The organism is Streptomyces hyaluromycini (assembly GCF_002217755.1).
Lineage (GTDB): Bacteria > Actinomycetota > Actinomycetes > Streptomycetales > Streptomycetaceae > Streptomyces > Streptomyces hyaluromycini.
Map to the genome: position 1 here is coordinate 1,668,565 of NZ_BCFL01000016.1, position 25,211 is coordinate 1,693,775.

Annotated in this window: 24 protein-coding genes and 1 pseudogene; 13 read left to right on the forward strand and 12 right to left on the reverse strand. The window is 71.1% G+C overall.

Going from position 1 to position 25,211, the window contains the following annotated elements; all coding sequences use genetic code 11:
* Positions 1-15: 15 nt before the first annotated feature.
* The 7 genes and pseudogenes from SSP29_RS61530 to SSP29_RS07830 all read right to left on the reverse strand — a co-directional run.
* Positions 16-258 (reverse strand): annotated as a pseudogene (locus tag SSP29_RS61530) (HD domain-containing protein); the annotation flags it as partial.
* A gap of 137 nt (positions 259-395) precedes the next feature.
* Complete coding sequence (locus SSP29_RS07805) at positions 396-1,664, reverse strand: ArgE/DapE family deacylase (RefSeq protein ID WP_089099681.1); 1,269 nt, start codon at positions 1,662-1,664, stop codon at positions 396-398.
* A gap of 36 nt (positions 1,665-1,700) precedes the next feature.
* The gene (locus tag SSP29_RS07810) at positions 1,701-2,375 is read right to left on the reverse strand and encodes a GNAT family N-acetyltransferase (protein ID WP_089099682.1); all 675 of its coding nucleotides are present in this window, start codon (positions 2,373-2,375) and stop codon (positions 1,701-1,703) included.
* Positions 2,372-3,790 carry a sensor histidine kinase gene (locus SSP29_RS07815; protein WP_089099858.1) on the reverse strand — a complete coding sequence of 473 codons (1,419 nt, stop codon included), beginning with the start codon at positions 3,788-3,790 and terminating at the stop codon, positions 2,372-2,374. The genes SSP29_RS07810 and SSP29_RS07815 overlap by 4 nt, the downstream gene beginning before the upstream one ends.
* 84 nt (positions 3,791-3,874) lie before the next feature.
* The gene (locus SSP29_RS07820) at positions 3,875-4,618 is read right to left on the reverse strand and encodes a response regulator transcription factor (protein ID WP_089099683.1); all 744 of its coding nucleotides are present in this window, start codon (positions 4,616-4,618) and stop codon (positions 3,875-3,877) included.
* A 345-nt stretch (positions 4,619-4,963) separates the two neighbouring features.
* Positions 4,964-5,560 (reverse strand): FMN reductase, encoded by a 597-nt coding sequence (locus tag SSP29_RS07825; protein WP_089099684.1) that lies wholly within the window; start codon positions 5,558-5,560, stop codon positions 4,964-4,966.
* A complete protein-coding gene (locus SSP29_RS07830; RefSeq protein ID WP_089099685.1) occupies positions 5,557-6,678 on the reverse strand; it encodes an LLM class flavin-dependent oxidoreductase in 1,122 nt (373 codons plus the stop codon). Before SSP29_RS07830 ends, SSP29_RS07825 begins: the two co-directional genes overlap by 4 nt.
* Positions 6,679-6,914: 236 nt before the next feature.
* Here SSP29_RS07830 and SSP29_RS07835 point away from each other — a divergent pair, with 236 nt between their 5' ends.
* On the forward strand, positions 6,915-7,943 hold the full coding sequence (locus SSP29_RS07835) for a thaumatin family protein (RefSeq protein ID WP_089099686.1): 1,029 nt from the start codon (positions 6,915-6,917) through the stop codon (positions 7,941-7,943).
* Between the two features lie 74 nt (positions 7,944-8,017).
* On the opposite strand, the gene SSP29_RS07840 is transcribed toward SSP29_RS07835, so the two are convergent.
* Positions 8,018-9,988, reverse strand: coding sequence for a sigma-70 family RNA polymerase sigma factor (locus tag SSP29_RS07840; protein ID WP_089099687.1), 1,971 nt, complete (start codon positions 9,986-9,988; stop codon positions 8,018-8,020).
* Positions 9,989-10,161: 173 nt separating this feature from the next.
* On the opposite strand from SSP29_RS07840, the gene SSP29_RS07845 reads away from it, so the two are divergent.
* On the forward strand, positions 10,162-11,193 hold the full coding sequence (locus SSP29_RS07845; protein WP_245883023.1) for a thaumatin family protein: 1,032 nt from the start codon (positions 10,162-10,164) through the stop codon (positions 11,191-11,193).
* 135 nt (positions 11,194-11,328) lie between these two features.
* Positions 11,329-12,222 (forward strand): alpha/beta fold hydrolase, encoded by an 894-nt coding sequence (locus SSP29_RS07850; RefSeq protein WP_089099689.1) that lies wholly within the window; start codon positions 11,329-11,331, stop codon positions 12,220-12,222.
* 19 nt (positions 12,223-12,241) lie between these two features.
* Here the strand turns inward: SSP29_RS07850 and SSP29_RS07855 are convergent, their stop codons facing one another.
* On the reverse strand, positions 12,242-12,778 hold the full coding sequence (locus SSP29_RS07855) for a YbhB/YbcL family Raf kinase inhibitor-like protein (protein WP_089099690.1): 537 nt from the start codon (positions 12,776-12,778) through the stop codon (positions 12,242-12,244).
* 183 nt (positions 12,779-12,961) lie between these two features.
* On the opposite strand from SSP29_RS07855, the gene SSP29_RS07860 reads away from it, so the two are divergent.
* Positions 12,962-13,657 carry a type 1 glutamine amidotransferase domain-containing protein gene (locus SSP29_RS07860; protein WP_089099691.1) on the forward strand — a complete coding sequence of 232 codons (696 nt, stop codon included), beginning with the start codon at positions 12,962-12,964 and terminating at the stop codon, positions 13,655-13,657.
* Positions 13,658-13,669: 12 nt separating this feature from the next.
* Here the strand turns inward: SSP29_RS07860 and SSP29_RS07865 are convergent, their stop codons facing one another.
* Positions 13,670-14,746, reverse strand: coding sequence for an NAD(P)-dependent alcohol dehydrogenase (locus SSP29_RS07865; RefSeq protein ID WP_150133737.1), 1,077 nt, complete (start codon positions 14,744-14,746; stop codon positions 13,670-13,672).
* A gap of 210 nt (positions 14,747-14,956) precedes the next feature.
* Between SSP29_RS07865 and SSP29_RS07870 the strand changes: the two genes are divergently transcribed.
* Positions 14,957-16,342 (forward strand): NADP-dependent succinic semialdehyde dehydrogenase, encoded by a 1,386-nt coding sequence (locus SSP29_RS07870; protein WP_089099692.1) that lies wholly within the window; start codon positions 14,957-14,959, stop codon positions 16,340-16,342.
* Between the two features lie 31 nt (positions 16,343-16,373).
* Positions 16,374-17,171: a maleylpyruvate isomerase N-terminal domain-containing protein gene (locus SSP29_RS07875; protein WP_089099693.1), complete on the forward strand. Its 798-nt coding sequence runs from the start codon at positions 16,374-16,376 to the stop codon at positions 17,169-17,171.
* Between the two features lie 186 nt (positions 17,172-17,357).
* Here the strand turns inward: SSP29_RS07875 and SSP29_RS07880 are convergent, their stop codons facing one another.
* Positions 17,358-17,855, reverse strand: a complete 498-nt coding sequence (locus tag SSP29_RS07880) for a hypothetical protein (protein WP_150133738.1) — start codon at positions 17,853-17,855, stop codon at positions 17,358-17,360.
* Between the two features lie 95 nt (positions 17,856-17,950).
* Here SSP29_RS07880 and SSP29_RS07885 point away from each other — a divergent pair, with 95 nt between their 5' ends.
* The 5 genes from SSP29_RS07885 (at position 17,951) to SSP29_RS07905 (ending at position 21,636) form a co-directional block, all read left to right on the forward strand.
* Positions 17,951-18,283, forward strand: a complete 333-nt coding sequence (locus SSP29_RS07885; protein ID WP_089099694.1) for a YnfA family protein — start codon at positions 17,951-17,953, stop codon at positions 18,281-18,283.
* Between the two features lie 166 nt (positions 18,284-18,449).
* Positions 18,450-19,208: an SDR family NAD(P)-dependent oxidoreductase gene (locus tag SSP29_RS07890; protein WP_089099695.1), complete on the forward strand. Its 759-nt coding sequence runs from the start codon at positions 18,450-18,452 to the stop codon at positions 19,206-19,208.
* Positions 19,208-19,390 (forward strand): hypothetical protein, encoded by a 183-nt coding sequence (locus SSP29_RS07895; RefSeq protein WP_089099696.1) that lies wholly within the window; start codon positions 19,208-19,210, stop codon positions 19,388-19,390. Before SSP29_RS07890 ends, SSP29_RS07895 begins: the two co-directional genes overlap by 1 nt.
* Positions 19,391-19,401: 11 nt before the next feature.
* Positions 19,402-20,667: a tyrosine-protein phosphatase gene (locus SSP29_RS07900; RefSeq protein WP_089099697.1), complete on the forward strand. Its 1,266-nt coding sequence runs from the start codon at positions 19,402-19,404 to the stop codon at positions 20,665-20,667.
* 174 nt (positions 20,668-20,841) lie between these two features.
* Positions 20,842-21,636 carry an LAGLIDADG family homing endonuclease gene (locus SSP29_RS07905; RefSeq protein ID WP_107436147.1) on the forward strand — a complete coding sequence of 265 codons (795 nt, stop codon included), beginning with the start codon at positions 20,842-20,844 and terminating at the stop codon, positions 21,634-21,636.
* 222 nt (positions 21,637-21,858) lie between these two features.
* Here SSP29_RS07905 and SSP29_RS07915 read toward each other — a convergent pair whose 3' ends face one another.
* On the reverse strand, positions 21,859-23,052 hold the full coding sequence (locus SSP29_RS07915; RefSeq protein ID WP_089099699.1) for an RtcB family protein: 1,194 nt from the start codon (positions 23,050-23,052) through the stop codon (positions 21,859-21,861).
* Between the two features lie 227 nt (positions 23,053-23,279).
* Here SSP29_RS07915 and SSP29_RS07920 point away from each other — a divergent pair, with 227 nt between their 5' ends.
* Together SSP29_RS07920 and SSP29_RS07925 are read left to right on the forward strand one after the other, a co-directional pair.
* Positions 23,280-24,140, forward strand: coding sequence for a hypothetical protein (locus SSP29_RS07920; protein WP_089099700.1), 861 nt, complete (start codon positions 23,280-23,282; stop codon positions 24,138-24,140).
* Between the two features lie 132 nt (positions 24,141-24,272).
* Positions 24,273-25,157, forward strand: coding sequence for a DUF3558 family protein (locus SSP29_RS07925; protein ID WP_089099701.1), 885 nt, complete (start codon positions 24,273-24,275; stop codon positions 25,155-25,157).
* The last annotated feature ends 54 nt before the right edge of the window (positions 25,158-25,211 follow it).

Below are 25,211 nucleotides of genomic sequence, written 5' to 3' on the forward strand. Positions count from 1 at the left end.
GATTTTGCTCAGCTCTTACACAGGATCTCCGGATCGAGGGCCGAGTGGTCGAAGGTCGCCCGGAGGCCGAGGGCGTCCCCGTTCAGCCTCCACTTGGCCTCGTTCAGCGCTCAGCAGCGGCTCGGCCGCCAAGGGGTCCGGGATACCCACGTGTTCGACAACGGTCGACGGCAGGTCGGTCGCCTCCATGGCCATGGCATGGGCGATGGCGAACAGCGGTCCGACCAGGTTCTCCCGGACCTCCGGCCAGTCCCCGCCACCGGCTTCGACCGGGAACGGATACCGCGCGCGGCGACGTCGACTCGAAGGACAGGGCGAGGATCCTCACCGCCGTCCACCGAGGCGGTGCGGGCGCTGCGGGGCAAGCGGTAGGGCGACGGCTATGCCCTGCCCCTCTACTCGACCCCCACCGTCCGCAGCGCCGTCACCACCAGTGTCCGGGCCACCGCCACCACCTCCGGCACCGACACCCGCTCCTGCGCGCTGTGCGCCACCCGCACGTCCCCCGGCCCGTACTGGAGCGTCGGGATCCCGGCCCCGGCGTACAGCCGCAGATCGCTGCCGTAGGGCGCCCCGCGCTCCCGGGGCCGGGACGCCCAGCCGTTGGCGTCCGTGCACGCGTCCCGCACCGTCTCCCGCAGCGGATGCCCGTCCTTCAGCCGCCCGCTCGCGAACTGCCCGCCCGGCCAGGTCACCGTCGCCGGGTGCTCCCGCAGCCAGGGGTCGGCCGCGCACACCTCCGCCACGCACCGCTCCAGCTCGGCCCGCGCGTCCGCCGGTTCCTCGCCCAGCCGAACCCCCAGCCGGCCCTCGGCGGTCAGCAGGTCCGGCACGCTGCTCGCCCAGTCGCCGGCGTGCAGGGTGCCGACCGAGAGGGCGTACGGGATCGGGTACTCGGCCATCAGGGGCGACGGGGCGTGGTTGCGGGCCCGCTCCAGGTCGGCCAGCGCCCGGTGGATCGCGAGGTATCCGTCGATCGCGCTCACCCCGGCGTCCCGCGAACTGGCGTGCGCCGCCCTGCCCGGCACGGAGAGCCGGAACGTCAGCGCGCCCGCGTTCGCCGTGATCAGCGTCCCCGCCGTCGGCTCGGTGATCACGCAGGCGTCGCCGTCGTACCCCCTGCGCAGGGTCCCGAAGGCCCCCAGACCGCCGTCCTCCTCGCCCACGACGAAGTGCACGGCCACCCGGCCCCGCAGGCGGACGCCCGCCGCCCGGATCGCGGCCAGGGCGGCGAGGTGCGCGGCCAGCCCGGCCTTCATGTCACAGGCCCCGCGCCCGTGCACGACATCGCCCGTCACCCTCGGCACGAACGGATCGCCCTGCCAGGCGGCCGGGTCCCCCGGCGGTACGACGTCCACGTGCCCCTGGAGGATCAGCGTCGGCCCGTCGCCGTCCCCGGGCGTCCGCCCGACCAGCCCCCACGCCTCGTCCCGCGCCACCTCCAGGCCCGGGAACCCGGGGTCGGCGAGGAGCGCCGGCAGGTCCATGGACCACAGGTCGACATCGAGGCCGAGGCGTTCGAGCCGGCCGGCCAGCAGATGCTGGAGCTCCGACTCGGCCGGGCTCCCGGTCACGCTCGGCACCGCCATCAGCTCCAGCAGGGTCCGGCCGACGGCCGCCTCGTCGACGCAGCCGAGGGCCGCGGCCTCCTGATCGGTCAGCATGAGTTCCTCCCCAGAAGTCACCCGGTGCCCCGATCATCACCCGACCGCGGCCGCCCCGAACAGGTACCCGCGCATGCCGACCCGCCCGTACACCGCGATCGCGGCCGGGTTGCCGGCGTCCACCATCAGCGCGGCCCGGCCGTGGTCCCGTACCAGCGCGTCCACGACGAAGCGGGAGACGGCCGCCGCCAGTCCCCGCCCGCGGGCCTCGGGGCGGGTCACGACCCCGGCCATGAAGCCGCACCCGGCCGCCGACCAGGCGTCGGCGGCCACGGCGAGAAGGCGGCCCGAGTCGTCGTGCACACCGGCCCAGCGGCGGACGCCCGCGCGGCCCGGCTGCGCGTAGGAGTCCGGGAAGTGGCCGGTGAAGAGCGCGGCCGTCGCTGCCTCTCCCCGCTCGTCGAGCCACGCCACCCCGGGTGCCGGATCAGCCGGCCGGCGCGCCGTCTCCATCCACAGGAAGCGGCGCCCGCCGGGCACCAGGCCGGGTGTCGCCCGTACCAGCTCGTCGATCAGCTCGGACCGCCCGAAGGGGCGGTAGGCCGGGCCGACCTCCGCCAGGACGTCCCGTACGAGGGGCAGCGCGTCCTTCGGCGCCCCGGCCACGGCGATCCGGTCGCGCCCGGAGAGGGCGGGGGCGGCCACGGCGGTGGCCGTGCCGTGGCGGAAGACACGGGCGTGCGGGGTACGGGCCCACACCAGGTGGTTCACCCGCGCCGCACCCCGCCGGCGAGGCCGCCGCCCACCGTGAACCCGATCACCGCGCCGCCGCCCTCGCGTCGGAAGGCGAAGGGGGCGCCGCCGTGGGCCATGGCGACCTCGCGGACGATGGAGAGACCGAGGCCGGAGCCGGGGAGGGAGCGGGCGTCGGCGGCACGGTAGAAGCGGTCGAAGATACGGATCAGGTCGCCCTCGGCGATACCGGGGCCGCGGTCGAGGACCTCGACGCGGACCGTGCCGGGCCGGGCGGGGCCGGTGACGCTGATCTCGATGGGGGCCTTGCCGTCCCGGTCGAACTTGGCCGCGTTCTCGACGAGGTTGGAGACGGCCCGCTGGAGCATCCCCGGGCGGCCGTCGGTGGTCGTGTCGCCGGCGGCGCGGAGGACGATCTCGCGGCCGGTACGGCGCCGGGCCAGCCCCGCCACGTCCTCCGCGATGTCGGCCAGGTCCACGTGGAGCGGGGGCTCGTTGTCGGACTGCCCGGCCGCGAGGTCGACCAGCTCGTTGACCAGGTCGGTCAGCTCGCGCGCCTCCTGGCCGAGGTCGGCGACGAGTTCATCACGGGTCGCGGGCGGGAGCTCGTCGATCCGGCGGAGCAGGGAGATGTTGGTACGGAGGGAGGTCAGCGGGGTGCGCAGTTCGTGGCCCGCGTCCTGGACCAGGCGCCGCTGGTCCTCCTCCGACTGGGCGAGGCGGCCGAGCATCCGGTCGAAGGCGCGGCCCAGCCTGCCCACCTCGTCCAGTCCCGTCACCGGCACCTGGATGCCGAGCTGCCGGGTGCGGGCCACGTTCTCCGCGGCCGAGGTGAGGATCACCAGCCGGCGGGTGATCCGCCTCGCCAGCCACCAGCCGAACAGCCCGGCGGCCACCACCACGGCCGACATCAGCAGCAGGGTGCGCTGCTGGAGCGCGTTGAGCAGGTCCTCGGTGTCGCTGAACTCCTGCGCCACCTGCACCGCGCCCCGCCCGCCGCCGAGCGAGACCGTGGCGATCCGGAACAGGTCCTCGCCGGCCCGTACGTCCTTGTGCTGGACCGACTTCCCGGCCGTCGTGGCGGTGGCGGCCGCCCGGTCCGCGTCCGTGACGGGCAGCACCGGGCTGCCGTGGTCGACGATCTCGCCCTGCGCGCCGAGTACCTGGACGTCGGTGCGGGCCGGGCGGAGCAGGTCGTGGCCGCGCCGGGAGGAGGAGAAGTCCATCGGCTCCATCCTGTGCTGCCGCACCTCGTCCTGGACGTCGGAGACGACCTGCGTGAACACCGACTGCTCGTCGACGCGGACCAGGCGGGCGGCGGCGTTGTAGGACAGGATGCCGACGACGATCGTGACGGCGGCGGTGATCGCCGCGAAGGAGACGACGAAGGTGGTACGCAGGGAGACGAGCTTGGGCCGGCGCCGGGCCAGCATCCGCCTGAGCCGCACGGGCAGCCCGACCCGCCCCGGCCGCCCGGGCCGAACCGGCCGGCCCGGCCGCTTGAGGCGGAGGCCCACTCAGTCCTCCCGCAGCACGTAACCCACGCCCCGGACGGTGTGGATCAGCTGCGGGGCGCCCGGCTCGTCGAGCTTGCGGCGCAGGTAGCCGACGTAGACGGCGAGGTTCTTGGAGCCGGGGCCGAAGTCGTAGCCCCAGATGCGGTCGTAGATCGTGGAGTGGTCGAGGACGATGCCCGCGTTCCGCGCGAGCAGCTCAAGCAGCTCGAACTCGGTGCGGGTCAGCTCCAGCTCACGCTTGCCGCGCCAGGCCCGGCGGGCCTGGAGGTCCATGCGCAGGCCGGCCGCCTCGACCTGCCGGTCGGAGACCTGCGGCTCCCGGCCGGGCTCGGCGGCGACACCGCCGCCACCGCCGCTGCCGCCGCCGGTGGTCACCGGCAGGGTACGGCGCAGCAGCGCCCGCAGCCGGGCGAAGACCTCTTCGACGTCGAAGGGCTTGACGACGTAGTCGTCGGCGCCGGCGTCCAGTCCCGCGATCCGGTCGGCGGTCTCGACCAGCGCGGTCAGCATGAGGATCGGGGTACGGTCCCCTTCCGCCCGCAGGACGCGGCAGACCTGGAGGCCGTCGATGCCGGGCATCATCACGTCGAGGACGAGGACGTCCGGGCTGGTGCGGTGGGCGTGCGCCAAGGCCTCCACACCGTCAGCGACCGCCGTCACCTCATAACCCTCCAGGGTGAGGGCCCGCTCCAGGGCGTGGCGGATGGCGCGGTCGTCTTCGGCGAGCAGCACAGTCTGGGGCACCTCCCCAGTCTGCCAAGGCCTCCGGCGGTTCTGCCGTGGTGAGCGGGCCTACGATCACCCTTTTTACCTGCCTCTCACCGTCACAGAGGCAACCGGGCGCCGCGATTCGGGTCCGGGTGAGTGGGGGGCCGTGGTCGTTCGGCTGCGGGTGCGTGGGGGCTGGTCGCGCAGTTCCCCGCGCCCCTTACGGGGCACGTCGTAGCTGCGGGCAGGCGTGCCTCCCCCAGTGCCTTAAGGGCCTGGGAGGTGCCCCCAGGCGGCACGGGTGGGCGCTGGGGGTCCCCCCTCTGGGGGAGGCACCCCGCAAGCGCCGGTAAGCGTCCCCACCCCCCGCCCCGGCCCCCCTCAGCTCGCGGCCAGCCTCGCCAGCTGCTCCGCGAAGGGGATGACCGGCAGAGCCTCGGGCTCCTCGTGCGCCGCCCGGCTCAGCCCCTGCATCAGCCCCGCCAGCTCCCCCGCCGCCCGCTCGACCCGGCCCTCCAGCCCCTCCGCACCCCAGTCCTCGGAGGCCGCGTAGACGCCCGTCGGCACGACCACCGCCCGCAGGTACGCGAACATCGGCCGCAGCGCGTGCTCCAGCACCAGCGAGTGCCGTGCCGTACCCCCGGTCGCCGCGATCAGCACCGGCTTCCCCGCCAGCGCGTCCTTGTCGAGCACGTCGAAGAACGACTTGAACAGCCCGCTGTAGGAGGCCGTGAACACCGGCGTGACCGCAATCAGCCCGTCCGCCCCGGTCACCGCCTCCTGCGCGGCCGCCAGCTTCCGCCCCGGGAACCCGTTCGTGAAGTTGTGTGCGATCTCGACCGCGAGGTCGCGCAGCTCCACCACCTCGATCTCGACCTCGACCTGGGCCTGCCGGCCCACCGCCGCTGCCAGCCGGTCCGCCAGCAGCCGCGTGGACGACGGCACGCTCAGCCCCGCCGAGACGACGACGAGCTTCATGCCCCGACCTCCTTCTTGTCCGAAGCCTTCTCCGCGGCCTTCTCCTCAGCGGCGGCGGCCAGCAGCGACGCGTGCGTCGGTGCCTCCGGGACGTCCGCCGGACGGCCCTTCGCGAACTCCTTGCGCAGCACGGGGACGACCTCCTCGCCGAGCATGTCGAGCTGCTCCAGGACCGTCTTCAGCGGCAGCCCCGCGTGGTCCATCAGGAACAGCTGGCGCTGGTAGTCGCCCGCGTACTCGCGGAAGCCCAGCGTCTTCTCGATCACCTGCTGCGGCGAGCCCACCGTCAGCGGCGTCTGGTCGGTGAAGTCCTCCAGCGAGGGCCCGTGCCCGTAGACCGGCGCGTTGTCGAAGTACGGCCGGAACTCGCGCACCGCGTCCTGCGAGTTCTTCCGCATGAACACCTGGCCGCCGAGGCCGACGATCGCCTGCTCGGGCGTGCCGTGCCCGTAGTGCGCGAACCGCTTCCGGTAGAAGTCGACCATCCGCTTCGTGTGGTCGGCGGGCCAGAAGATGTTGTTGTGGAAGAAGCCGTCGCCGTAGTAGGCGGCCTGCTCCGCTATCTCGGGCGAGCGGATCGAGCCGTGCCAGACGAACGGCGGTACGTCGTCCATCGGCCGCGGGGTGGAGGTGAAGCCCTGCAGCGGCGTGCGGAACTTGCCCTCCCAGTCGACGACGTCCTCGCGCCACAGCCGGCGCAGCAGGGCGTAGTTCTCGACGGCGAGGTTGATGCCCTCGCGGATGTCCTGCCCGAACCACGGGTAGACCGGCCCGGTGTTGCCGCGGCCCATCATCAGGTCCACCCGGCCGTCGGCCAGGTGCTGGAGCATCGCGAAGTCCTCGGCGATCTTCACCGGGTCGTTGGTGGTGATGAGGGTGGTGGAGGTGGAGAGGATCAGCTTCTCCGTCTGCGCGGCGACGTAGCCGAGCATGGTGGTCGGCGACGACGGCACGAACGGCGGGTTGTGGTGCTCACCCGTCGCGAACACATCCAGACCGACCTCCTCGGCCTTCAGCGCGATCGCGACCATCGCCTTGATGCGCTCCCGCTCGCTCGGCGTCCGCCCCGTGGTGGGGTCCGGCGTGACGTCGCCGACCGTGAAGATCCCGAACTGCATGCTCGCTCACCCTCCAGGTTGTTTACGATTCAACTATACCCACAAAACGAGACCCCGCCGCCACCTATTCCCCGACCCCGCCGCCGCCCTTTCCCCGCCCTCGCCCACGCCCTTTCCCCGCCCTCGCCCACGCCCTTTCCCCGCCCTCGCCCACCCCGTTTCCGTTATCCGCGGCCCCCGTCCAGGTCTCCGCTACGAAAGCCCACGCCCGTGGGAACGGACAGGAGTCTTGTGACATGCACCGCCGACGCCGACGCCGCCGGTACTCCGGCCTGGCCGCCACCGCCGCCGTACTCTTCACGTGCCTCGCCCTGGTGACCGGCGTGGTGCTGGCCCGTATGCAGTCGGGCCCGGCATCGGACCGGCGGACCACCACCGCCGGCCCGGCGGCCATACCCCGTACGACGGCCGCCGCCACCCCCCTCGCGAGCCCCTCCCGGAAACCGTCACCGTCCGGCTCGGCCTCGGCCTCGGCGGCCCCACACGCCGGCACCTCGCCCTCGGCCAAGGCCTCGCCCTCCCACAGGGCGGCGCAGCAGCCGACGGCCGCCGCCAAGGCCCCCGGCAAACGCACCATCACCCTCGTCAACCGGCTCGACCAGACCATCTGGCCGGCCATCGCCGCCGACCCCAAGCACCCGGTCGAGGCCACCGGCTGGGTCCTGCGCCCCGGCGCCAGCCTCAGCTTCTCCATCCCCGACCACTGGGACGTCCGCCTCTGGGCCCGCACCGGCTGCTCCTTCGACGCCGCAGGCGACGGCACCTGCCTGAGCGGCGGCTGCGGCCACTTCCAGTGCGGCTCGACCTGGGGCGAATTCCCCTCCACCCTCGCCGAGTTCAACCTGAACGCCTGGAACGGCATGGACTTCTACGACGTCAGCCAGGTCGAGGGCTACAACCTGCCGATGTGGATCAACAGTTACGGCGGCACCTCCACCGACAAGGTCGACAGCAAAGGCTGCACCGCGGCCGGCTGCGTCAAGGACACCATCGCGACCTGCCCCAAGAAGCTGCAACGTGTCCGGGACGGCCATGTCGTCGCCTGCCTGAGCGCCTGTCTGGTGTTCAACACGGACCAGACCTGCTGCACCGGCGCCTACGCCGCCCGCCCCCAGTGCGTGCCCTCTTCATGGCCCGTGAACTCCGCCGCGGTGTTCAAGGCGGCCGACCCCAACGCCTACTCCTACGTCAACGACGACGCGACCAGCGTCTTCACCTGCTCCGGCGAGTGCGGCTACCGCGTCACCTGGGGCGTGAGCCCATAGCCGGAGGGGGGCCGGTGTCGACGGCAGCCGCCGCACCGGCCCCCCTCCGTTCAGCGCGCCGCTCAGCGCCCCGCTCAGCGCGCCGTCTGGAAGGCCCGGCCCGCCGCCGTGGCCGCCGTACCGCTGGTGAAGAGCCCGCTGCTCGCCTTCGCCGGGTCCGCACCGAGCCCGAACCACGCGTAACGCTGCACGTACGGCAGCGCGTCGAGCGCCTTCGTGGACGCCGTGACGAAGTCCGCCTGCTGCTGCGCCGACGGGAAACGCGTCCCCTGCGAGAAGTCGATCAGCGCGTACTCGGTCAGCCAGATCGGCTTGTGGTACCGCGCGTACACCGCCGCCAGGTACTGCTTCAGCTGGTCCACGGCCTGCGGGGTGCGGAAGTCACCGCCGTACCAGTGCAGCGTGATGAAGTCGACCCGGTACCCCTTCGCCTTCGCCCCGGACATGAACCGGTCCAGCCAGCCGCCGGCCGTGTCCCCGCCGTACGCCACCGCCGGGCTGCCCAGCACCTTGCCCGCCGCCATCAGCTTGGGCCACAGCCCCAGTGCCTGGTCGACGGTCATGTTCGACTGCTGCGCCATGTCGGGTTCGTTGAAGCCCAGAAGGTACGGCCCCTCGGCACGCGCCTGCGCCAGCGACGCGTCGGTGACGGACGCGGCGCCCCAGACCATCGGCACGAAGGAGGCCGAGGACGGGGTCGTCACGCCCTGGTGCTGGGTGTTCCAGGTGTAGTACCAGCTCGCCCCGCTCGCGGCGAGCGCCTGGCTCACGCCGTTGAACGACCAGACGCCGACGCCCTTCTTGGCACCGGAGGCCACCTGCACCGGAGCCGCGGTGTGCTTCGAGGGGGTCGGCCTGACCGACGGCTTCGGGGACGCACTGCGGGAGGGGGACGGCGACGGCGAGGCGGAGTGCTTCGGGCTCGGGCTCGGGGACGCCACGGCGACCGGCGTCGGCGGCGCATGCGTCTCCGCGGCCGGGACCGACGGGCCCGCCGTCATCCGGGCCGCGACCAGCGCGACCGCCGCGACGACCGCGACCGCAGCCGAACCGCCCACGACGGCCTGCTTGCCCACGAGACGACTGCTCGCCCGCCTGCCCGCCCGCCCGTGCCGCCGCCGCAGGGCCCGGCCCCCGCCACCCCCGCCGCCCCCGCCACTCGCATCGGCGGACGCGGCGCCATGCGCCCCGCTGGCATGAGCTCCGCCGACCTGCGACGCGGTGACATGGTGCGCGGTGACATGGGCCAGCACCCGCGCCGGATCGAGCCCGGCCGGTACGGCCACCAGCGGCAGACCGCTCAGCAACCGGTCCATCGGCAGCAGCCCCCGCTCCAGACCCGCGCACACCCCGCAGCCACGTATGTGACGGCCGAACCGCTTGCGCCACAGCGAACTCGGCGTGCCGTCCCACGGCTCGGCGATCTCGTCCAGCTCCGCACAGCGCGGGTCGGCCCCCAGCCCCCGCACCACACACCGCGAGACCTCCATCTGCTTCTTCATCCGCTGCACCCGCACCGCGGCATGCCGGTCGGACAGCCCCAGCGCACCGGCGAGGTCCGCGCGCTCCAGGTCGCCGGTCTCCTCCAGCCACCACAGGGACAGCAGCTCCTGGTCGTCCGCATCGAGCCAGCGCGTCGCCTCGGCGACCTCCCGGCGCTGCTCGGTCAGGCCCAGCCGCAGGATGGTCAGCCCGGCGAAGTCGAGCGCCGGGTCGGTGATCGCCTCCGCGTCGTCCAGCCGCGCCCTGCGGTCCCGGTCCGTGGCCCGCGACTGCTCCCGGTTGCGCACCTGCCGGATCGTGATGGCGACGAGCCACGACCGGAACGCGGACGGATCCCGCAGCTTCTCCAGCCCGCGCACCATGCGCAACAGCGTCTCCTGTACGACGTCGTCGACATCGGCATGACCGTTCAGGGCCCGGCCGACGATGTTGTAGACCAGCGGCAGACACGCGGTCACGAGGTGCTCCAGGGCCGCTCTGTCACCCGCGCGAGCGGCCGTCACCACGCCGGGGTCGGGTCCGCTCCGATGGTTCTCGGTCATGTGGGTCTGTTCCTCCGCGCAGAGTCCGGCTGTCGGAACGGAGACCCCGCGCCAGACGCGGGGACAACAGAAAAACCGGCGAGTCGGCTGCGCAATTTATGTTGTACGGCCCCCGTCGAGGAGGTCACCGAAAGGCAGGCACACATCTGGCACAGCCCGAGGAAGGCACAAGGATGGCACGAGGACGCAGGAGACACGGCGCGAGACCACCGCGACGCCGCTGGTGGTACGCCGGCGCGGCCGCCCTCGCGACGACGGCCACCGTACTCATCACCTACGGGATGTGGACCCCGGCCGGAACCCAGGCCGCGCACCCGGACCGCCGCCCGACGGCCGCGGCCCTCCCGTCCGCGCCGTCCGGCACCCCGCTCTCCCCGTCACCGAGCCGCCCCAGCACCTCCCCCTCCGCCTCCGTCTCCGCGAGCGCCAAGACCTCGGCGTCCGCGTCGGCGAAGACCACCCGCAAGCCGACGGCCGCCGCCTCCCACCAGGCCGCCAAGACCACGCAACCGACCACCGCCCCCGCCGGCAAACGCCTGATCACCGTCGTCAACAGGACCCAGAAGACGGTGTGGGCGGTCGTCACCAACACCTCCGTCTACCCGGCGGGCCGCAGGCTCGCCCCCGGCCAGAGCCTCTCGGTGACCGTCGCCAACAACTGGGGCGGCCGCATCTGGGGCCGTACCGGATGCACCGGCACGGCCGCCGGTCCCTGCGCCTCCGGCGACTGCACCAGCGTGTGCAGCGGCGGCAACCCGCCCACCACCCTCGGCGAGTTCACCTTCGACGCCTACGCGGGCATGGACTTCTACGACGTGAGCATGGTCGACGGCTCCAACCTGCCCATGTACATCAACGTCTCCCACACCACGACCACCGACCCGGTCGGCTCCACGGGCTGCTACAAGGGCACCTGCACCACGGAGGTCGACTGCCCCAAGGCCATGCAGGCTCTCTCCAACGGCCAGGAGATCGGCTGCAAACCGCCGTGTGCGGCGTTCGGCGGCGACACCTACTGCTGCCGCGGCGCCTGGGCGGGCCGCGACAACTGCGTCCCCTCCAAGTGGCCCGTCGACTACACCCAGGTCTTCAAGCGCGCCGAGCCCTACGCCTACTCCTACGCCTTCGACGACGGGGCGACCATGCCCTGCAAGGGGGCCTGCTACTACCGGGTGACCTTCGGCACGACAGCCGGCTCCAGCTGATCACCACGGACGGCACCGGAGCACGGGCCCCCGGGGCGGTTCACCCGGACGGCCCGTGCACGGGGACACACGGGCAGGCGCCCCGGACGCTGGAATCCCGGGTGTCTCCCGACGCCCCCGCACCGAAGGACCGGCATGCACATATCCCGCGTCTCCCGCGAGCCCCGTAAGCCCCGCACCTCCCGCGCCTCCCTCCGCACCGTGAAAGCCGCCCGCTGGGGCGCGGCCCTGCTGGCACTGTCGGGGACGACCTCCGTCCTGGCCCCCGTGACCGCGCAGGCCGGCGGTCCGAGTGGCGACCCGGGCCGGGCGAAGCCCACCATCGTGCTCGTGCACGGCGCCTTCGCCGACGCGTCGAGCTGGAGCGGTGTCGTGCAGCGGCTCCAGCAGAACGGCTACACGGTGGCCGCACCGGCCAACCCGCTCCGCGGTGTCGCCCAGGACTCGGCCTACCTCGCGAGCTTCCTGAAGTCCATCACGGGACCGATCATCCTGGCGGGCCACTCCTACGGCGGAGAGGTGATCTCCCAGGCCGCCGTCGGAAACGCCAACGTCAAGGCCCTCGTGTACATCAACGCGATCATGCCCGACGCGGGAGAGTCGCAGGCCGTCCTCGCCGCGAAGTTCGCCCCCGCCCCGCTCGCCCAGGCACTGAAGCAGGTGCCCTTCCGCAACGCCGACGGCACCACCGGCACGGACGTGTACATCCAGCCGGACCGGCTGCGCCAGGTCTTCGCCGCCGACCTGCCCAGGAGCCAGGCCGACATCATGGCGGCCACCCAGCGTCCGATCGCGATGTCGGCGTTCGCCGACAAGCTCACCGGCGCCGCCTGGCGGACCAAACCCGTGTACGCCCTCGTCGGCAAGAAGGACCGGGCGGTCAACCCGAGCCTGGAACTGTTCGAGGCGAAGCGGGCGAACGCCCGGAAGACAGTGGAGATCGACTCCTCGCACGTGTCCCTCGTCTCCCACCCGCAGGCGGTCAAGGACCTGATCGTCAACGCCGCCGAGGACTACATGTGGAAATAGGGCAGGACACCCGGGGCCGTCACGTTCGGGCGCGCTCGAATGTGCCGTACATCGTCGCCCGCGCGATCGCGTGGCTGAACAGGAGGAAGTCGAGGTAGGCAGGGGTCGTCGACTCCGACACCCCCAGTTCCTCGGCGTCGACGGCATGCACCACGAGGAAGTAGCGGTCCGGGCCGTTGCCCGGCGGAGTCGCCGGACCGAGGTATCTCCGGTAGCCGGCGTCGTTGGCCAGCGTCACCGCCGCGCCGGGCAGCTGCCTGCCGTCTCCCGCCCCGGCCGGAAGGCCGGTCACGGAGGCGGGCAGGTTGGCCACCGCCCAGTGCCAGAATCCCGAGGCGGTGGGCACGTCGGGATCGAACATCGCCACCGTGAAACTCCGCGTCTCCTCGGGAAAACCGGCCCAGCTCAGCTGCGGCGAGACGTCCGACCCGCCGGCGCCGAGAATGCCGCTCACCTGCTCGCGGGCCAGTTCCCCACCATTGGCCACGGATTCCGAGGCCACCGAGAAGGCCCTGATCGGCGGCAGGAAATCGTAAGGACCATAGGGTCTGATCATGGCAATCCCTCGACACCGTCGGTTTGCCGCACCTCAGGAAAACACGTCACAACCATACGCGTCACCGGAATGACCGGCGCATTTCCCGCACGGCGGCCACGAGTTGCGGCCCCCGGAATACCCGCCCAGACTTGATGGGCACATTTGAACGTATCCCGGAAACATGTCCCGGAGGAGCGTCCCATGGCCAGGATCCTGTGTGTGGTGACCGGCGCGAGCTACTGGACCCTCAAGGACGGGCACCGACATCCCACCGGCTACTGGGCCGAGGAGTTCGTGGCCCCGTACAGCGTGTTCACCGACGCCGGACACGAGGTCACCGTGGCGACCCCGCACGGAGTCGTACCCGTGGTGGACACGATGAGCCTGCGGCCCCGGATGGCGGGCGGCGAGGAGAACGCCCTCCGCGAGGAGGCCGTCATCGAGGACGCGGAGGAGCTGCGGTACGCCGTCCCCCTCACCGACATCCGCCTGGAGGACTACGACGCGGTCTACTACCCCGGCGGCCACGGCCCGATGGAGGACCTCTCGGCCGACCCGGACTCCGGCGCGCTGCTGCGGGAGGCGCTCGCCTCCGGCCGTCCGCTCGGCATCGTCTGCCACGCCCCCGCCGCCATCCTCGCCACCCGTGACGCGAACGGTGACACACCCTTCGCGAACTACCGGCTGACGGGCTTCTGCAACGAGGAGGAAGCCGGTGTCGGTTTCGCCGACAAGGCCAAGTGGCTGCTGGAGGACGAGCTGAAGAAGCTGCCCACCGAGTATTCGCGGGGTCCCGCCTGGGAGCCCTACACGGTCGTGGACCGCAACCTCTTCACCGGGCAGAACCCCGCGTCCTCCGGCCCCCTCGCCCAGGAGCTCGTAGCGGCACTGTCGTGAGTCAGCCGTGAGTCACTGGAAGACGATGACCTGGCGTCCGACGACGTCACCCCGGCCCAGGGCGTCCAGGTTCTCGTTGATGTCCTCCAGGGCCACCTTGGTCACGTTGTGCCTGACCAGGCCCGCCTCGGCGAGTGAGAGCACCTCGACGAGGTCCAGGTGGTTGCCCCAGAACGAACCGAGGTAGGACAGCTCGGTGCCCACGAACGGGAACTGCCGGTGCTCGACACGCTGGCTCATCAGGCCGACCGCCGCCAGCGCCCCCTCGGGGCCCAGCAGGTCGAAGCCCATGGAGACGGACGACTCACTGCCGACGCAGTCCAGGATGGCGTGGACCGTTCTGCGGCCGGTCAGCCTCTCCAGTTCGTCCTGGATGGCCTCCGTGGACTTGTGCCGCACGTTGATCCCGTGGTCCGCGCCGTTCTCCTTCGCCACGTCCAGCTTGCTGTCCGTCCGCGCGAACGCCACCACGGTCGCACCGCCGCCGAGCAGCTTCGCGTACTGGATCGCGTAGCTGCCCAGCCCGCCGATGCCCGTGACCGCGACGGTCCGGCCGGGGCCGAGCTTGCCCGCGTCGCGGAGCTTGCGCATCCCCCGGTACGGGGTCATGCCCGCGTCGGTCATCGGGGCGAGGAGCTCCGGCGCCCGCGCGGCCTCCTCCGAGACCGGGATCGCATGGCGGCACTCCACGGCCATGTACTCGGCGAAACCGCCCGGCGGGCCGAAGCCCACCCACCGGCCGTCGCCGCTGCACAGCTGTTCGTTGCCTTCGCGGCACTGCCGGCACGTGCCGTCCCCCCAGCTGGGGTTGACCACGACCATGTCGCCCTCGGAGTAGCCCACCGTCGGGGGCACCTCGCCGCCGAGTCCCGCCACCCGGCCCGTGACCTCGTGACCGGGGATGTAGGGCAGGTCCACCGGGAACGGCCCCTCGAAGTAGCCGTTGAGGAGCTGGTAGTCGCTTCGGCACATGCCGGTCGCGGCGACCTTCAGGAGTATCTCTTCCGGCCCGGGCTCGGGCACCGGGACCTCTTCGATCCGAAGGGGTTCCTTGTATCCGTGCATCCGGGCTGCCCGCATCTGCGTCATGGGTGTCTCGCTCTCGCCGACCAGCGGAAAAGCGGCTCGGCGCGCGCGACACGGGCAGGAAACAGGTCCCGGCGCCGGTCACCGCGGCCGCCGCTTCGGACCTCACCATGGTCGCGCGCCCGCGCCTGCCACGCATCCGGTGCCGCCGCATCCATTGGTGGTACAAATGGGTGAATTGCTCGACTTGTCGGCCGGCCATACGGTGGATTCATGGCTATCGCAACGACGAGTCCGGTGACCGGTGAGGTCCTCAGGCGGTTCGACGAACTGACCCCCGAGGAACTTGAGGACAAGCTCGCCCGGGCGGCGGCAGCGGCCGCCTCGTACCGGCTGACGAGCGTCGAGCAGCGAGCGGAGTGGCTGCACCATGCCGCCGACCGCCTGGAGAAGGAGGTCGAGAGCGTCAGCGAAATGATCACCACCGAGATGGGCAAGACCTTCCGGGCGGCGGAGCAGGAAGTGGTCAAGTGCGTGCATGGGCTGCGTTTCTACGCCACGGAGGGCCCCGCGTTCCTGCGGGACCTGGAGGGCGACGGCGAACGCGTGGGCGCGCAGCAGACGTTCGTCACGTACCAGCCGATCGGCGTCGTACTCGCGGTGATGCCGTGGAACCTGCCGCTGTGGCAGGCCATGCGGTTCGCCGCACCCGCGCTCACGGCGGGGAACGTGGGACTGCTCAAGCACGCCTCGAACGTGCCGCAGTGCGCCCTGTACCTGGAGGAGCTCTTCCGCGAGGCGGGCTTCCCGGAGGACGTGTTCCAGACCCTCCTGATCTCCTCGGGGCGGGTCGAACAGGTGCTGCGCGACCCGCGGGTGGCCGCCGCGACACTGACCGGCAGCGAACCGGCCGGCCGCTCGGTGGCCGCCATCGCCGGTGACGAGATCAAGAAGGTGGTCCTCGAACTCGGCGGCTCCGACCCCTTCATCGTCATGCCCTCCACGAACCTGGACCGGGCCACCGATGTCGCCGTCAGGGCACGGACCCTGAACAACGGGCAGTCCTGCATCAACGGCAAACGCTTCTACGTGCACGAGGCCATCGGCGACGCGTTCATCGAGATGTTCGTGGCGAAGATGGGGGCACTGGTGATCGGCGACCCGATGTCCGAGGGCACCGACGTCGGACCGCTGGCCACCGAGTCCGGCCGGCAGGACGTGGAGTCCTACGTCGACGACGCCGTCGCCAAGGGCGCGACGGTACTGCTGGGCGGCGAACGCCCCGACGGGCCCGGCTGGTTCTACCCGCCCACCGTCCTGACCGGCATCACACCGGAGATGCGGATGTACCACGAGGAGGTCTTCGGCCCCGTGGCACAGGTGTGGACGGTCTCCTCCCTGGAGGAAGCCCTGCGGGAGGCCAACGGCCACCCCTACGGCCTCGGATCGAACCTGTGGAGCGAGGACGAGGCCGAACGCGAGCTGTTCGTCCGCGACATCCAGTCCGGCATGGCCTTCATCAACGGCAACACCACCAGCTACCCCGAGATCCCCTTCGGCGGCGTCAAACGCAGCGGCTACGGACGCGAGTTGTCCGACCTCGGCATGCGGGAGTTCATGAACGCCAAGACCGTCTGGATCGGCCGGAACGCCGCCTGAAACGGACGGCCCGAACGCTGAGGGAGGCACGATGACCCGGGCCGGCCTGGCCGCCGCGCGTTCCAGCACGGCACAACTCGCCGAGATCGCCACCCAGGTGGACGACGGCCAGTGGGAGCTGCCGTCCGCCTGCGCCGGCTGGCGCGTCATCGACGTGGTGGCCCACCTCGCGGCGCTCGCCACCGAGGCCGTCGCCCCGCCACCGCCCGACCCCGCGCTGCCGAGGAACCGCGAGCGCTACCACGACCTGCGCGTCGACGAACGCCGCGGCCTCGGCCACGCCGAGGTCCTCGACGAGTGGCGGCACAGCACCCCCCGCCAACTGGACCTCCTGGCGGCGGCTCAGGAACCCCCGGGAGCCGACGAACCCGTCGAGGTCCCCGGGCTCGGGACCTACCCCCGCCACCTCCTCGCGAACACCATGGCGTTCAACGTCTTCTGCCACCTCCGAAACGACCTGCTCGCCCCGGACGGTCCGCTCCCGCTCGCCCTGCCCGAACCGACCGACGACCAGGTCGCCCCCGCCATCGACTTCATGCTCGCCGGCCTCCCCCAGATGCAGGGCCCCGAACTCACCGCCACCCTCCGCCGGCCCCTCGTCCTCGACCTGACCGGACCAGGCGCGACCACCGTCACCCTCCACCCCGCGACCGGCCCGGACGCTCGACTGACGATGACACCCGGCGCGGACGCCCCCACCCGGGTCCACAGCACGGCGCTCGACTTCATCGCCTGGGCCACCACCCGCAAAGCCTGGCGCGACCACTGCCGCATCACGGGCGATCCGGCCGACGCGGTCCCGTTCCTCGACCGCCTCGACATCATCTGACCCGGACGGCCCGGACGGCCCGGACGGCCCGGACGGCCCGGACGGCCCGGACGGCCCGGACGGCCTGTTCGACCCGTTCAGCCCGTTCAGCCCGTTCGACCCGTTCAACCCGTTCGACCCGTTCAACCCGTTCGACCTGTTCGATCCGTTCGACCCGTTCGACCCGTTCAGCTCGCTCGACCCGGATCAGAACGCGTACGAATCCCCGGTCGCCAGCACCAGCACCCGATGCCTGTCGTTCGTCCGGTCCTGGTCCACCGCACCCCCGCCCCACGCCACGTCCACCTCCAGCCGCACCTCCTCCGGCTGATCCCGCAGCCGTACCGGAACCACCAGCTCCGCGCCGGGCACCTCGACCGCCAGCGGCCCGGTGTCGCACACCACCTCCCGGTCACCGGTGCGCGCGCACCCGCCCGGCAGCTGCTGGGTGTCCGCCAGCGCCGCCGACGAGGCCAGCCGCACGCTGGCAGCCGTCACGCCGTCCGGCCCGTGGTTGAGCGGGATCACCCGGACCTCCACCAGGTCCCCGCTCAGCACGGCGGACCCGTGCACCTCAAGATCGGCGTTCCCGGCCCAGGCGGTACCGCCGCCCCCCAAGACCAACGCGCCCACCGCCACCGCACCGACCACCGCCAGGCCACCACAACGCATCGCCACACCACCCGTCCCGTCCGTGTCCGGCATCCGCACTCCGGCATCCATACGGATGTATGCCACCCGGTCCCCGCCGCAGGCGCCCCCCATCAGGTGACACCCGCCGGCCATGGCACGCTGCACGCATGCTCATCCTCCGCTCCGCCGCCCTGTTCGTCGTCGCCGCGTTCTTCGAGATCGGCGGCGCCTGGCTGGTCTGGCAGGGCGTACGCGAGCACCGCGGCTGGCTCTGGGTCGCCGGCGGCATCCTCTCCCTCGGCGCCTACGGCTTCGTCGCCACCTTCCAGCCCGACGCCCACTTCGGCCGCATCCTGGCGGCCTACGGCGGCATCTTCGTCGCCGGCTCGATCCTGTGGGGCGTAGTCGCCGACGGCTACCACCCGGACCGCTGGGACCTCACCGGAGCGGCGATCTGCCTGGCAGGAATGGCCCTGATCATGTGGGCACCAAGAAACTGACCTGAGGTTCGCGCCCCGAAAGGGGCGCGGGGCTGTATCGATATGCGGCTCCGCCGCGTGGGCGCGAACAACCCCCACCGGCCCGCAGCCGCCCGATTCCGCCCCGACCACGGCGCCTAGACTCTCCAAAGCAAGCCGCACGTATAACCCCGCTGAGGAGCAACCCATGGCCCCGTCCCGCATCGCGGTAGTCACCGGCGCCAGCAGCGGCATCGGCGCCGCCACCGCCCGCCGGCTCGCCGAGGCCGACTACCGCGTCGTCCTCACCGCCCGCAGGGCGGACCGCATCGAGGCACTGGCCAAGGAGATCAACGAGGCGGGCCACCAGGCGACCGCCTACCCCCTCGACGTGACGGACCGCGCCGCGGTCGACGAGTTCGCGACGGCCTTCAAGGCGGTCGCCGTCCTCGTGAACAACGCCGGCGGAGCCCTCGGCGCCGACCCGGTGGCCACCGGCGACCCCGCCGACTGGCGCACGATGTACGAGACGAACGTCATCGGCACCCTGAACCTCACCCAGGCCCTGCTCCCCAAGCTGGAGGCGAGCGGCGACGGCACGGTGGTCGTCGTCTCCTCCACCGCCGGCCACGGCACCTACGAGGGCGGCGCCGGCTATGTCGCCGCCAAGCACGGCGCCCACGTCCTCGCCGAGACCCTCCGCCTGGAGATCGTCGGCAAGCCGGTCCGGGTCATCGAGATCGCCCCCGGCATGGTCAAGACGGACGAGTTCGCGCTGACCCGCTTCGGCGGCGACGAGGAGAAGGCCGCGAAGGTCTACCAGGGCGTCGCCGAGCCCCTGACCGCCGACGACGTCGCCGACACCATCGCCTGGACCGTGACCCGCCCCAGCCACGTCAACATCGACCTCCTGGTCGTCCGCCCCCGCGCCCAGGCCTCCAACACCAAGGTCCACCGGGACCTGTGATGCCGGACACCGCGATGCCGGACGAGGACCCCGCGGCCACCCTGGAAAGGCAACTGGAAGAACGCCGCCTGAAGCAGGAGACCAAGAACGAACGCCAGGTCTGGTACTTCCTGGCCTACTTCCTGTTCGGCATCCACATCATCGCCTTCGTGATGATCTACGCGGTACGGCACGCGAAGTAGGCTCGCGGCCCGTGGACAGACACATATCCTTCGACGGGCTGCACAACTTCCGTGACCTGGGCGGCTACCCGGCCGCCGACGGCCGTCGAGTCCGCCCCGGCCGGCTCTACCGCGCGGACTCGCTGGGAAAGCTGCACAAGGGCACGCGGGACTGGGACCGCTTCCTGTCCCTGGGCATCCGCACGGTCATCGACCTCCGCCACCCCTGGGAGGCCGAGGGCCGGGGCCGTATCCCGTCCGACGCCTCCTTCGGGTACCACAACCTCAGCATCGAGCACCGCCCCTACGACCAGGCGGCCCTGGCCCCCGACATCGACCCCGGCCCGTACCTGGCGGAGCGCTACATGGAGGTGGCGGAAGACGGGGTGCAGGAGATCCGCAGGGCACTGGAGCTGGTGGCCCTGTCGGCGGAATCGGACACCCCCCTGGTCTTCCACTGCGCGTCCGGCAAGGACCGCACGGGCCAACTGGCGGCGCTTGTCCTGACATTGGCCGGGGTACCCGAACCGACGGTCGTCGAGGACTACACCCTCACGGAACTGGCCACGCCCGCCCTGCTGGCCGGCTGGAAGGCGAGGAACGAGGGCCGCGAGCCGACCTGGCTGGGCTTCGGCCGCGCCCCGGAATCGGCGATGCGCCTGTTCCTGTCCTCGCTGAAGGCCCGCCACGGCTCGATCGAGGAGTACGTGACGCGAGCACTGGGCCTGGACACGGACGCGCTGCGCGACTCCCTCCGCAAGACCCTCCTCGAACCCCGCCCCGCCACCTGGCCGCAGCTGTCCTACCGCAAGGCCACCCCGCTCGACGCCCGCACCCTGGTCCGCCTCCGCGACTCCGCGGCCCTGTGGCAACTGGCCCGCGGGATCGACCAGTGGAAGCCGGGAGAGAAGGACGAGACGCACTTCCGCACCCGCATGCGGGAGGGCGAGGTATGGCTGGCCCACGCGGGCACCCACCTGGCCGGCGCCTACGAACTCTGGTGGGACGACCCGGCGGCCTGGGGCCCCCGCCCCGCCGACGCGGGCTACCTCCACCGCCTGATGACGACCCCGCACACGGCCCCGCCGGGCACCGGCCGCCACCTGCTGACCCAAGCGGAATCCCGCATCGCGGCAACGGGCCGCCCCTACGCCCGCCTCGACTGCCTCACCTCCAACCCCCGCCTGCGCGCGTACTACGAGGCGGCGGGCTACCAGGTCGTGGGCGAACAGCCCGCAAAGGACGGCGGATCGGGCAGCCCGTATTCGGTGACGCTGATGGAGAAACGGCTCCGGTAACTCACAAGGGTGAACATGATCGATCACCCGAACGCCACCTGAACACCAGACCTAGGCTCGCACCACACCATCAACTCGACGGCCCTCGGCAGGGATGCACCCCAGCCGAGGGCCTGACCAGCATGGAAGTGGAGCTTCCCGGTGGCTGAATGCGAGCCTAACGCCCAGCGGTTCATGGACCTCACGGTCCCGGAGTACGCGTACATCTTCGGCTTCTTGCAGGCGGATGGGCACCTGGCAAAGGGCGTGGGCCAGAAGGGCCGCCTGACTGTCGAGATCAGCGCACGAGATGCAGATCTCCTGCGCGCATTCCAGAAGCTGACCCCGTACTACAGCAGCATCACCGAACGCACCCGCTCCACCAACTTCGCCGAGACCCACACCGCCGCCGCCTGGAGCATGTGCTCTCTGGAAGCCAGGACCAGGATCAACGAACTCGGCCTTCCGTACGGCCGCAAGTCCAAGACGATCGCGCCGCCGACCGTCGAGTTCTCCCGCCGCGACTATCTGCGAGGCCTGATCGACGCAGACGGTTCAGTCGGCTTCACCAGCAAGGGTTTTCCCTTCGTCTCGCTCACCACGGCCAGCAGCGCCATCGCGGCCTATCTGCGCGAGTACAGCAAGGACGTGACGGGAGCCGAGCGCAGCCTCAAGCGCAACGCGCGCGACGGCATCTACAACGTCCTCTACGCAAACGAAAGTGCGCGGGAGTCGGCAGCCGACCTCTATTACCCGGGCTGCCTCTCACTGGACCGGAAACGAACGGCCGCGCATTCACTCGGGACCTGGGTGCGCCCGGCAGGCATGGATCGCAGGCCGCCACGCATCGAGTGGACTCGCGAAATAGACCGGATCCTGCTCAGTGCACCAACCATCGCCCACGCGGCAGCGGAACTTGGCTACTCCAAAAGTCCTTGCCAGAACCGCCGCTGGCAGCTGCTGCACGGCGTAGTGCGGCTGCCGGACTGAGCGGCACATGATGGGCGCGGCGCGCAATCGTCGCGCCCATCACCGACCTAGGGCCTGTCTGACAATTCCCGTCGTCGCCCGGAGGGCGGCCTCGCGGCGTCAGGTGCGTGCTCTCGGCGTGCCGGGCGTAGGCCCTCGTACTGGACGTACTTGGGTCTGTGCCCGGTGCGGCGAGAGTGCGTGCATGGCGTCGCGAGGCAGACGGGAATTGTCAGACAGGCCCTAGCCCTTCACGCACACGAACTGCTTCAACTTCGCCACGACCTCGACCAGGTCGCGCTGCTGTTCCATCACCTGGTCGATGTTCTTGTAGGCGCCCGGAATCTCGTCCAGCACCCCGGAGTCCTTACGGCACTCCACACCGCGCGTCTGCTCCTCCAGGTCCCTGGTCGTGAAGCGGCGCTTTGCCGCGTTACGACTCATGCGCCGACCGGCACCATGCGACGCCGAGTTGAAGGCCTTCTCGTTCCCGAGCCCCTTCACGATGTACGAGCTGGTGCCCATCGAGCCAGGAATGATCCCGAGCTCGCCGGAGCCGGCCCGGATCGCCCCCTTGCGGGTGACGAGCAGGTCCATGCCCTCGTAGCATTCCTCAGCGACGTAGTTATGGTGACAGGAGATCTCCGGCTCGAAAGTCGGCTTGGCCTTCTTGAACTCCTTGCGGACGACGTCCTTCAGGAGCGCCATCATGAGCATGCGGTTGTACTTGGCGTACTCCTGAGCCCAGTAGAGATCGTTCCTGTAAGCCGCCATCTGCGGAGTGTCCGAGACGAACACCGCCAGATCCCGGTCAACCAGTCCCTGGTTGTGCGGAAGCTTCTGCGCGACACCGATGTGGTATTCGGCCAGCTCCTTCCCGATGTTGCGGGAACCGGAGTGCAGCATGAGCCAGACCGAGTTTGACTGATCAAGACACAATTCGATCATGTGATTTCCGGATCCGAGCGTTCCCATCTGCTGATGAGCCCGTCCCTGACGGAATTTGACCGCATCGGCCACCCCGTCGAACCGCCCCCAGAACCCCTCCCACCCGGCCGTGGCCAGCCCGTGGAAGTCCCCCGGCTCCACCGGGTCCGCGTGCATCCCCCGCCCCACCGGAATCGCCTGCTCGATCTTCGACCGCAGTCGGGACAGGTCCCCCGGCAGGTCGTTCGCCGTCAGGGACGTCTTGACCGCGGACATGCCGCACCCGATGTCGACCCCGACCGCCGCCGGGCACACCGCACCCCGCATCGCGATGACCGACCCGACCGTCGCCCCCTTCCCGTAGTGGACGTCCGGCATCACCGCCAGGCCCTCGATCCACGGCAGGGTCGCGACGTTGCGCAGCTGCTGGAGCGCCACGTCCTCGACGGTCGCCGGGTCGGTCCACATCCGGATGGGCACCTTCGCGCCCGGTATCTCCACGTACGACATGTCTTCCTCATTCCCCCGCGGGCAACAATCCAAAAAGGACAAAGGTCTTTAATCCAACAAAACGCAAATGCGGCGCCAGAGGCCCGGAAACCAGACAGCGGACCGGCGTTCACAGCAGTGCGTGCGATACACATTGTCTCCAGGGGGCGCCCCGCTGCGGCAAGCGATTAACCAGCGGGGACACTGGAGCAGGACCGAGCGGACCAGTGAACGGAAGGAGCCTGACCGTGCAGCGGAAGGCGTACGCAACCGGCATCGCCGCCCTTCTCGCGGCCCTGCTGGCCGGCTGCACGAGCGGTTCCAGCGGTGGCGACGACATCAGCGACAAGAACGCGGACACCAGCACCTCCACCGTCGCCGCCCAGCCCGGCAAGTACCGCACCCTCCCGGAGGCCTGCGGCGCGGTCAGCCACGACACCCTCGACTCGCTGCTCCCCGGCATCGCCCAGATCACCGACGAGGAGCAGCGCGCGAAGGCGTACGCGGGTGATGCCACGCTCACCTACGACACCGACCGCAAGGTCGGCTGCCACTGGAAGATCGAGTCCACCGACGCCACGGACCGGCTGTCCGTCGACTTCGAGCGCGTGGTGTCGTACGACAACGCGGTCAGCGACGACAGCGAGGCGCAGACGATCTACACGCGGTTGGAGGCGGCGGCCGACATCCCGGAGTCCGCGTCCCCGAGCCCCGCCGAGTCGGCGTCGCCGTCCGATTCGGTATCGGGCTCCCCGTCGGCATCCGCGTCCGCGTCCGTGTCCACGTCCGCGTCCCCCGCCGGTTCCGGCGACCCGTCCTCCTCGGATTCCGGCTCCGCCTCCGCCTCGCCGTCCACCACCCCGTCGGGTCTCCAGCCCCGCACTCTCTCCGATCTCGGCGACGAGGCGTATCTCGACGACCAGCTCAGCGGCTCCGGTTCGACGGCCGAACAGCGGACGGTGACTGTGGTGTTCCGCACGTCCAACGTCGTCGTGACCATCGTGTACGAGGAGCAGCCGATGGCCACCGGGACCGTGCCGGACAGCAAGGAAATGCAGGACAGGGCGCAGAATCTGGCCGCCCAACTGGCCGAGGCCCTCAACGGCTGAGGCCTCCGGCACACCCTCCGCACCCCGCCCGCAAAGCACGCGAACCGAAACCGCACAGCTTCCTCACCGCGTACCGTGGCCCCTCGGACCCGATCCGACCGCAGGAACCCCGAACGTGTGAGTGAAGGAACCATGCAGCGAGTAGCAGTCCAGTCAGACGACCAGCGCGCCCGGAACGATCGGAACGTACAGCGACGGGCAGGGCGCCTGCGCCGCGTCCTGGTCTGCGCGGCCGCCGTCCCCGCCGTGGCGCTGTTCGCGACGGCCTGTTCCTCGGGCTCGGACGGTGCCGCGCAGGGGACGGGTGGCAGTTCGGATCCCGTCACCGCTGCGGGCGGCTCCGTGGCCCCTTCGCCCACGGTCCAGGCGGCCAAGTACCAGAAGCTGCCGGAGCCGTGCGCGGTGCTGTCGACGAAGACGCTGACCGCACTGGTACCGAAGGGCGCGAAGTCGGGCAAGGAGGGCACGTCGGACGATGTGGCCACGCGGGGCAGCTGTTCCTGGAGCAGCCTGGACAACAACGGTGTGAAGGGCTCCCAGTTCCGCTGGCTGAACATCTCCTTCCTCCGCTTCGACTCGGACTCCAGCCGTGGTTCCGGTGAGAAGCAGGCCGAGGCGTACTACGCGAGCCAGGTGCAGGGTGCCCAGTCGGTGAGCGGCGCCAAGAACACCAAGACGGTGCCGGTGGCCGGGACGGGTGACCAGGCGACGGTGGTGCGCTACGACCTGAAGAAGAAGGAGGGCGCCTTCAGGCAGCAGACGGTCGTGGCGCGCGTCGCGAACGTCGTCGTCACCGTCGACTACAACGGTGCGGGTCTGGCGGGTGAGAAGACGCCGGACGCGGATTCTCTGACGAAGGCGGCGGAGAAGGCGGCCAAGGAGGCGGTGGCGTCGGTCACGACGGCCAACGTCTCGGGTACGGCGCCGAGTTCACCTGCGGCGACACCCTCGAAGTCGGCGTCCGGGTCGCCCTCGGCGAGTGCCTCTGCGTCCAAGTCGTCATCCAAGAAGAGCTGACCGGCCGTACGTGCGCCGCACTGATGTGCCACCCTGTTGCGCGCAACAACACGC

What these genes read in the sequence shown, in the direction of transcription:
- SSP29_RS07895 (WP_089099696.1), top strand. Translation starts at nt 19,208, where the DNA reads ATGCCGGACACCGCGATGCCGGACGAGGACCCCGCGGCCACCCTGGAA.
- SSP29_RS07885 (WP_089099694.1), top strand. Translation starts at nt 17,951, where the DNA reads ATGCTCATCCTCCGCTCCGCCGCCCTGTTCGTCGTCGCCGCGTTCTTC.
- SSP29_RS07915 (WP_089099699.1), bottom strand. Translation starts at nt 23,052, where the DNA reads ATGTCGTACGTGGAGATACCGGGCGCGAAGGTGCCCATCCGGATGTGG.
- SSP29_RS07835 (WP_089099686.1), top strand. Translation starts at nt 6,915, where the DNA reads ATGCACCGCCGACGCCGACGCCGCCGGTACTCCGGCCTGGCCGCCACC.
- SSP29_RS07925 (WP_089099701.1), top strand. Translation starts at nt 24,273, where the DNA reads ATGCAGCGAGTAGCAGTCCAGTCAGACGACCAGCGCGCCCGGAACGAT.
- SSP29_RS07905 (WP_107436147.1), top strand. Translation starts at nt 20,842, where the DNA reads ATGGACCTCACGGTCCCGGAGTACGCGTACATCTTCGGCTTCTTGCAG.
- SSP29_RS07815 (WP_089099858.1), bottom strand. Translation starts at nt 3,790, where the DNA reads ATGCTGGCCCGGCGCCGGCCCAAGCTCGTCTCCCTGCGTACCACCTTC.
- SSP29_RS07845 (WP_245883023.1), top strand. Translation starts at nt 10,162, where the DNA reads ATGGCACGAGGACGCAGGAGACACGGCGCGAGACCACCGCGACGCCGC.
- SSP29_RS07830 (WP_089099685.1), bottom strand. Translation starts at nt 6,678, where the DNA reads ATGCAGTTCGGGATCTTCACGGTCGGCGACGTCACGCCGGACCCCACC.
- SSP29_RS07850 (WP_089099689.1), top strand. Translation starts at nt 11,329, where the DNA reads ATGCACATATCCCGCGTCTCCCGCGAGCCCCGTAAGCCCCGCACCTCC.
- SSP29_RS07860 (WP_089099691.1), top strand. Translation starts at nt 12,962, where the DNA reads ATGGCCAGGATCCTGTGTGTGGTGACCGGCGCGAGCTACTGGACCCTC.
- SSP29_RS07865 (WP_150133737.1), bottom strand. Translation starts at nt 14,746, where the DNA reads ATGACGCAGATGCGGGCAGCCCGGATGCACGGATACAAGGAACCCCTT.
- SSP29_RS07825 (WP_089099684.1), bottom strand. Translation starts at nt 5,560, where the DNA reads ATGAAGCTCGTCGTCGTCTCGGCGGGGCTGAGCGTGCCGTCGTCCACG.
- SSP29_RS07890 (WP_089099695.1), top strand. Translation starts at nt 18,450, where the DNA reads ATGGCCCCGTCCCGCATCGCGGTAGTCACCGGCGCCAGCAGCGGCATC.
- SSP29_RS07880 (WP_150133738.1), bottom strand. Translation starts at nt 17,855, where the DNA reads ATGCCGGACACGGACGGGACGGGTGGTGTGGCGATGCGTTGTGGTGGC.
- SSP29_RS07875 (WP_089099693.1), top strand. Translation starts at nt 16,374, where the DNA reads ATGACCCGGGCCGGCCTGGCCGCCGCGCGTTCCAGCACGGCACAACTC.
- SSP29_RS07870 (WP_089099692.1), top strand. Translation starts at nt 14,957, where the DNA reads ATGGCTATCGCAACGACGAGTCCGGTGACCGGTGAGGTCCTCAGGCGG.
- SSP29_RS07855 (WP_089099690.1), bottom strand. Translation starts at nt 12,778, where the DNA reads ATGATCAGACCCTATGGTCCTTACGATTTCCTGCCGCCGATCAGGGCC.
- SSP29_RS07840 (WP_089099687.1), bottom strand. Translation starts at nt 9,988, where the DNA reads ATGACCGAGAACCATCGGAGCGGACCCGACCCCGGCGTGGTGACGGCC.
- SSP29_RS07805 (WP_089099681.1), bottom strand. Translation starts at nt 1,664, where the DNA reads ATGCTGACCGATCAGGAGGCCGCGGCCCTCGGCTGCGTCGACGAGGCG.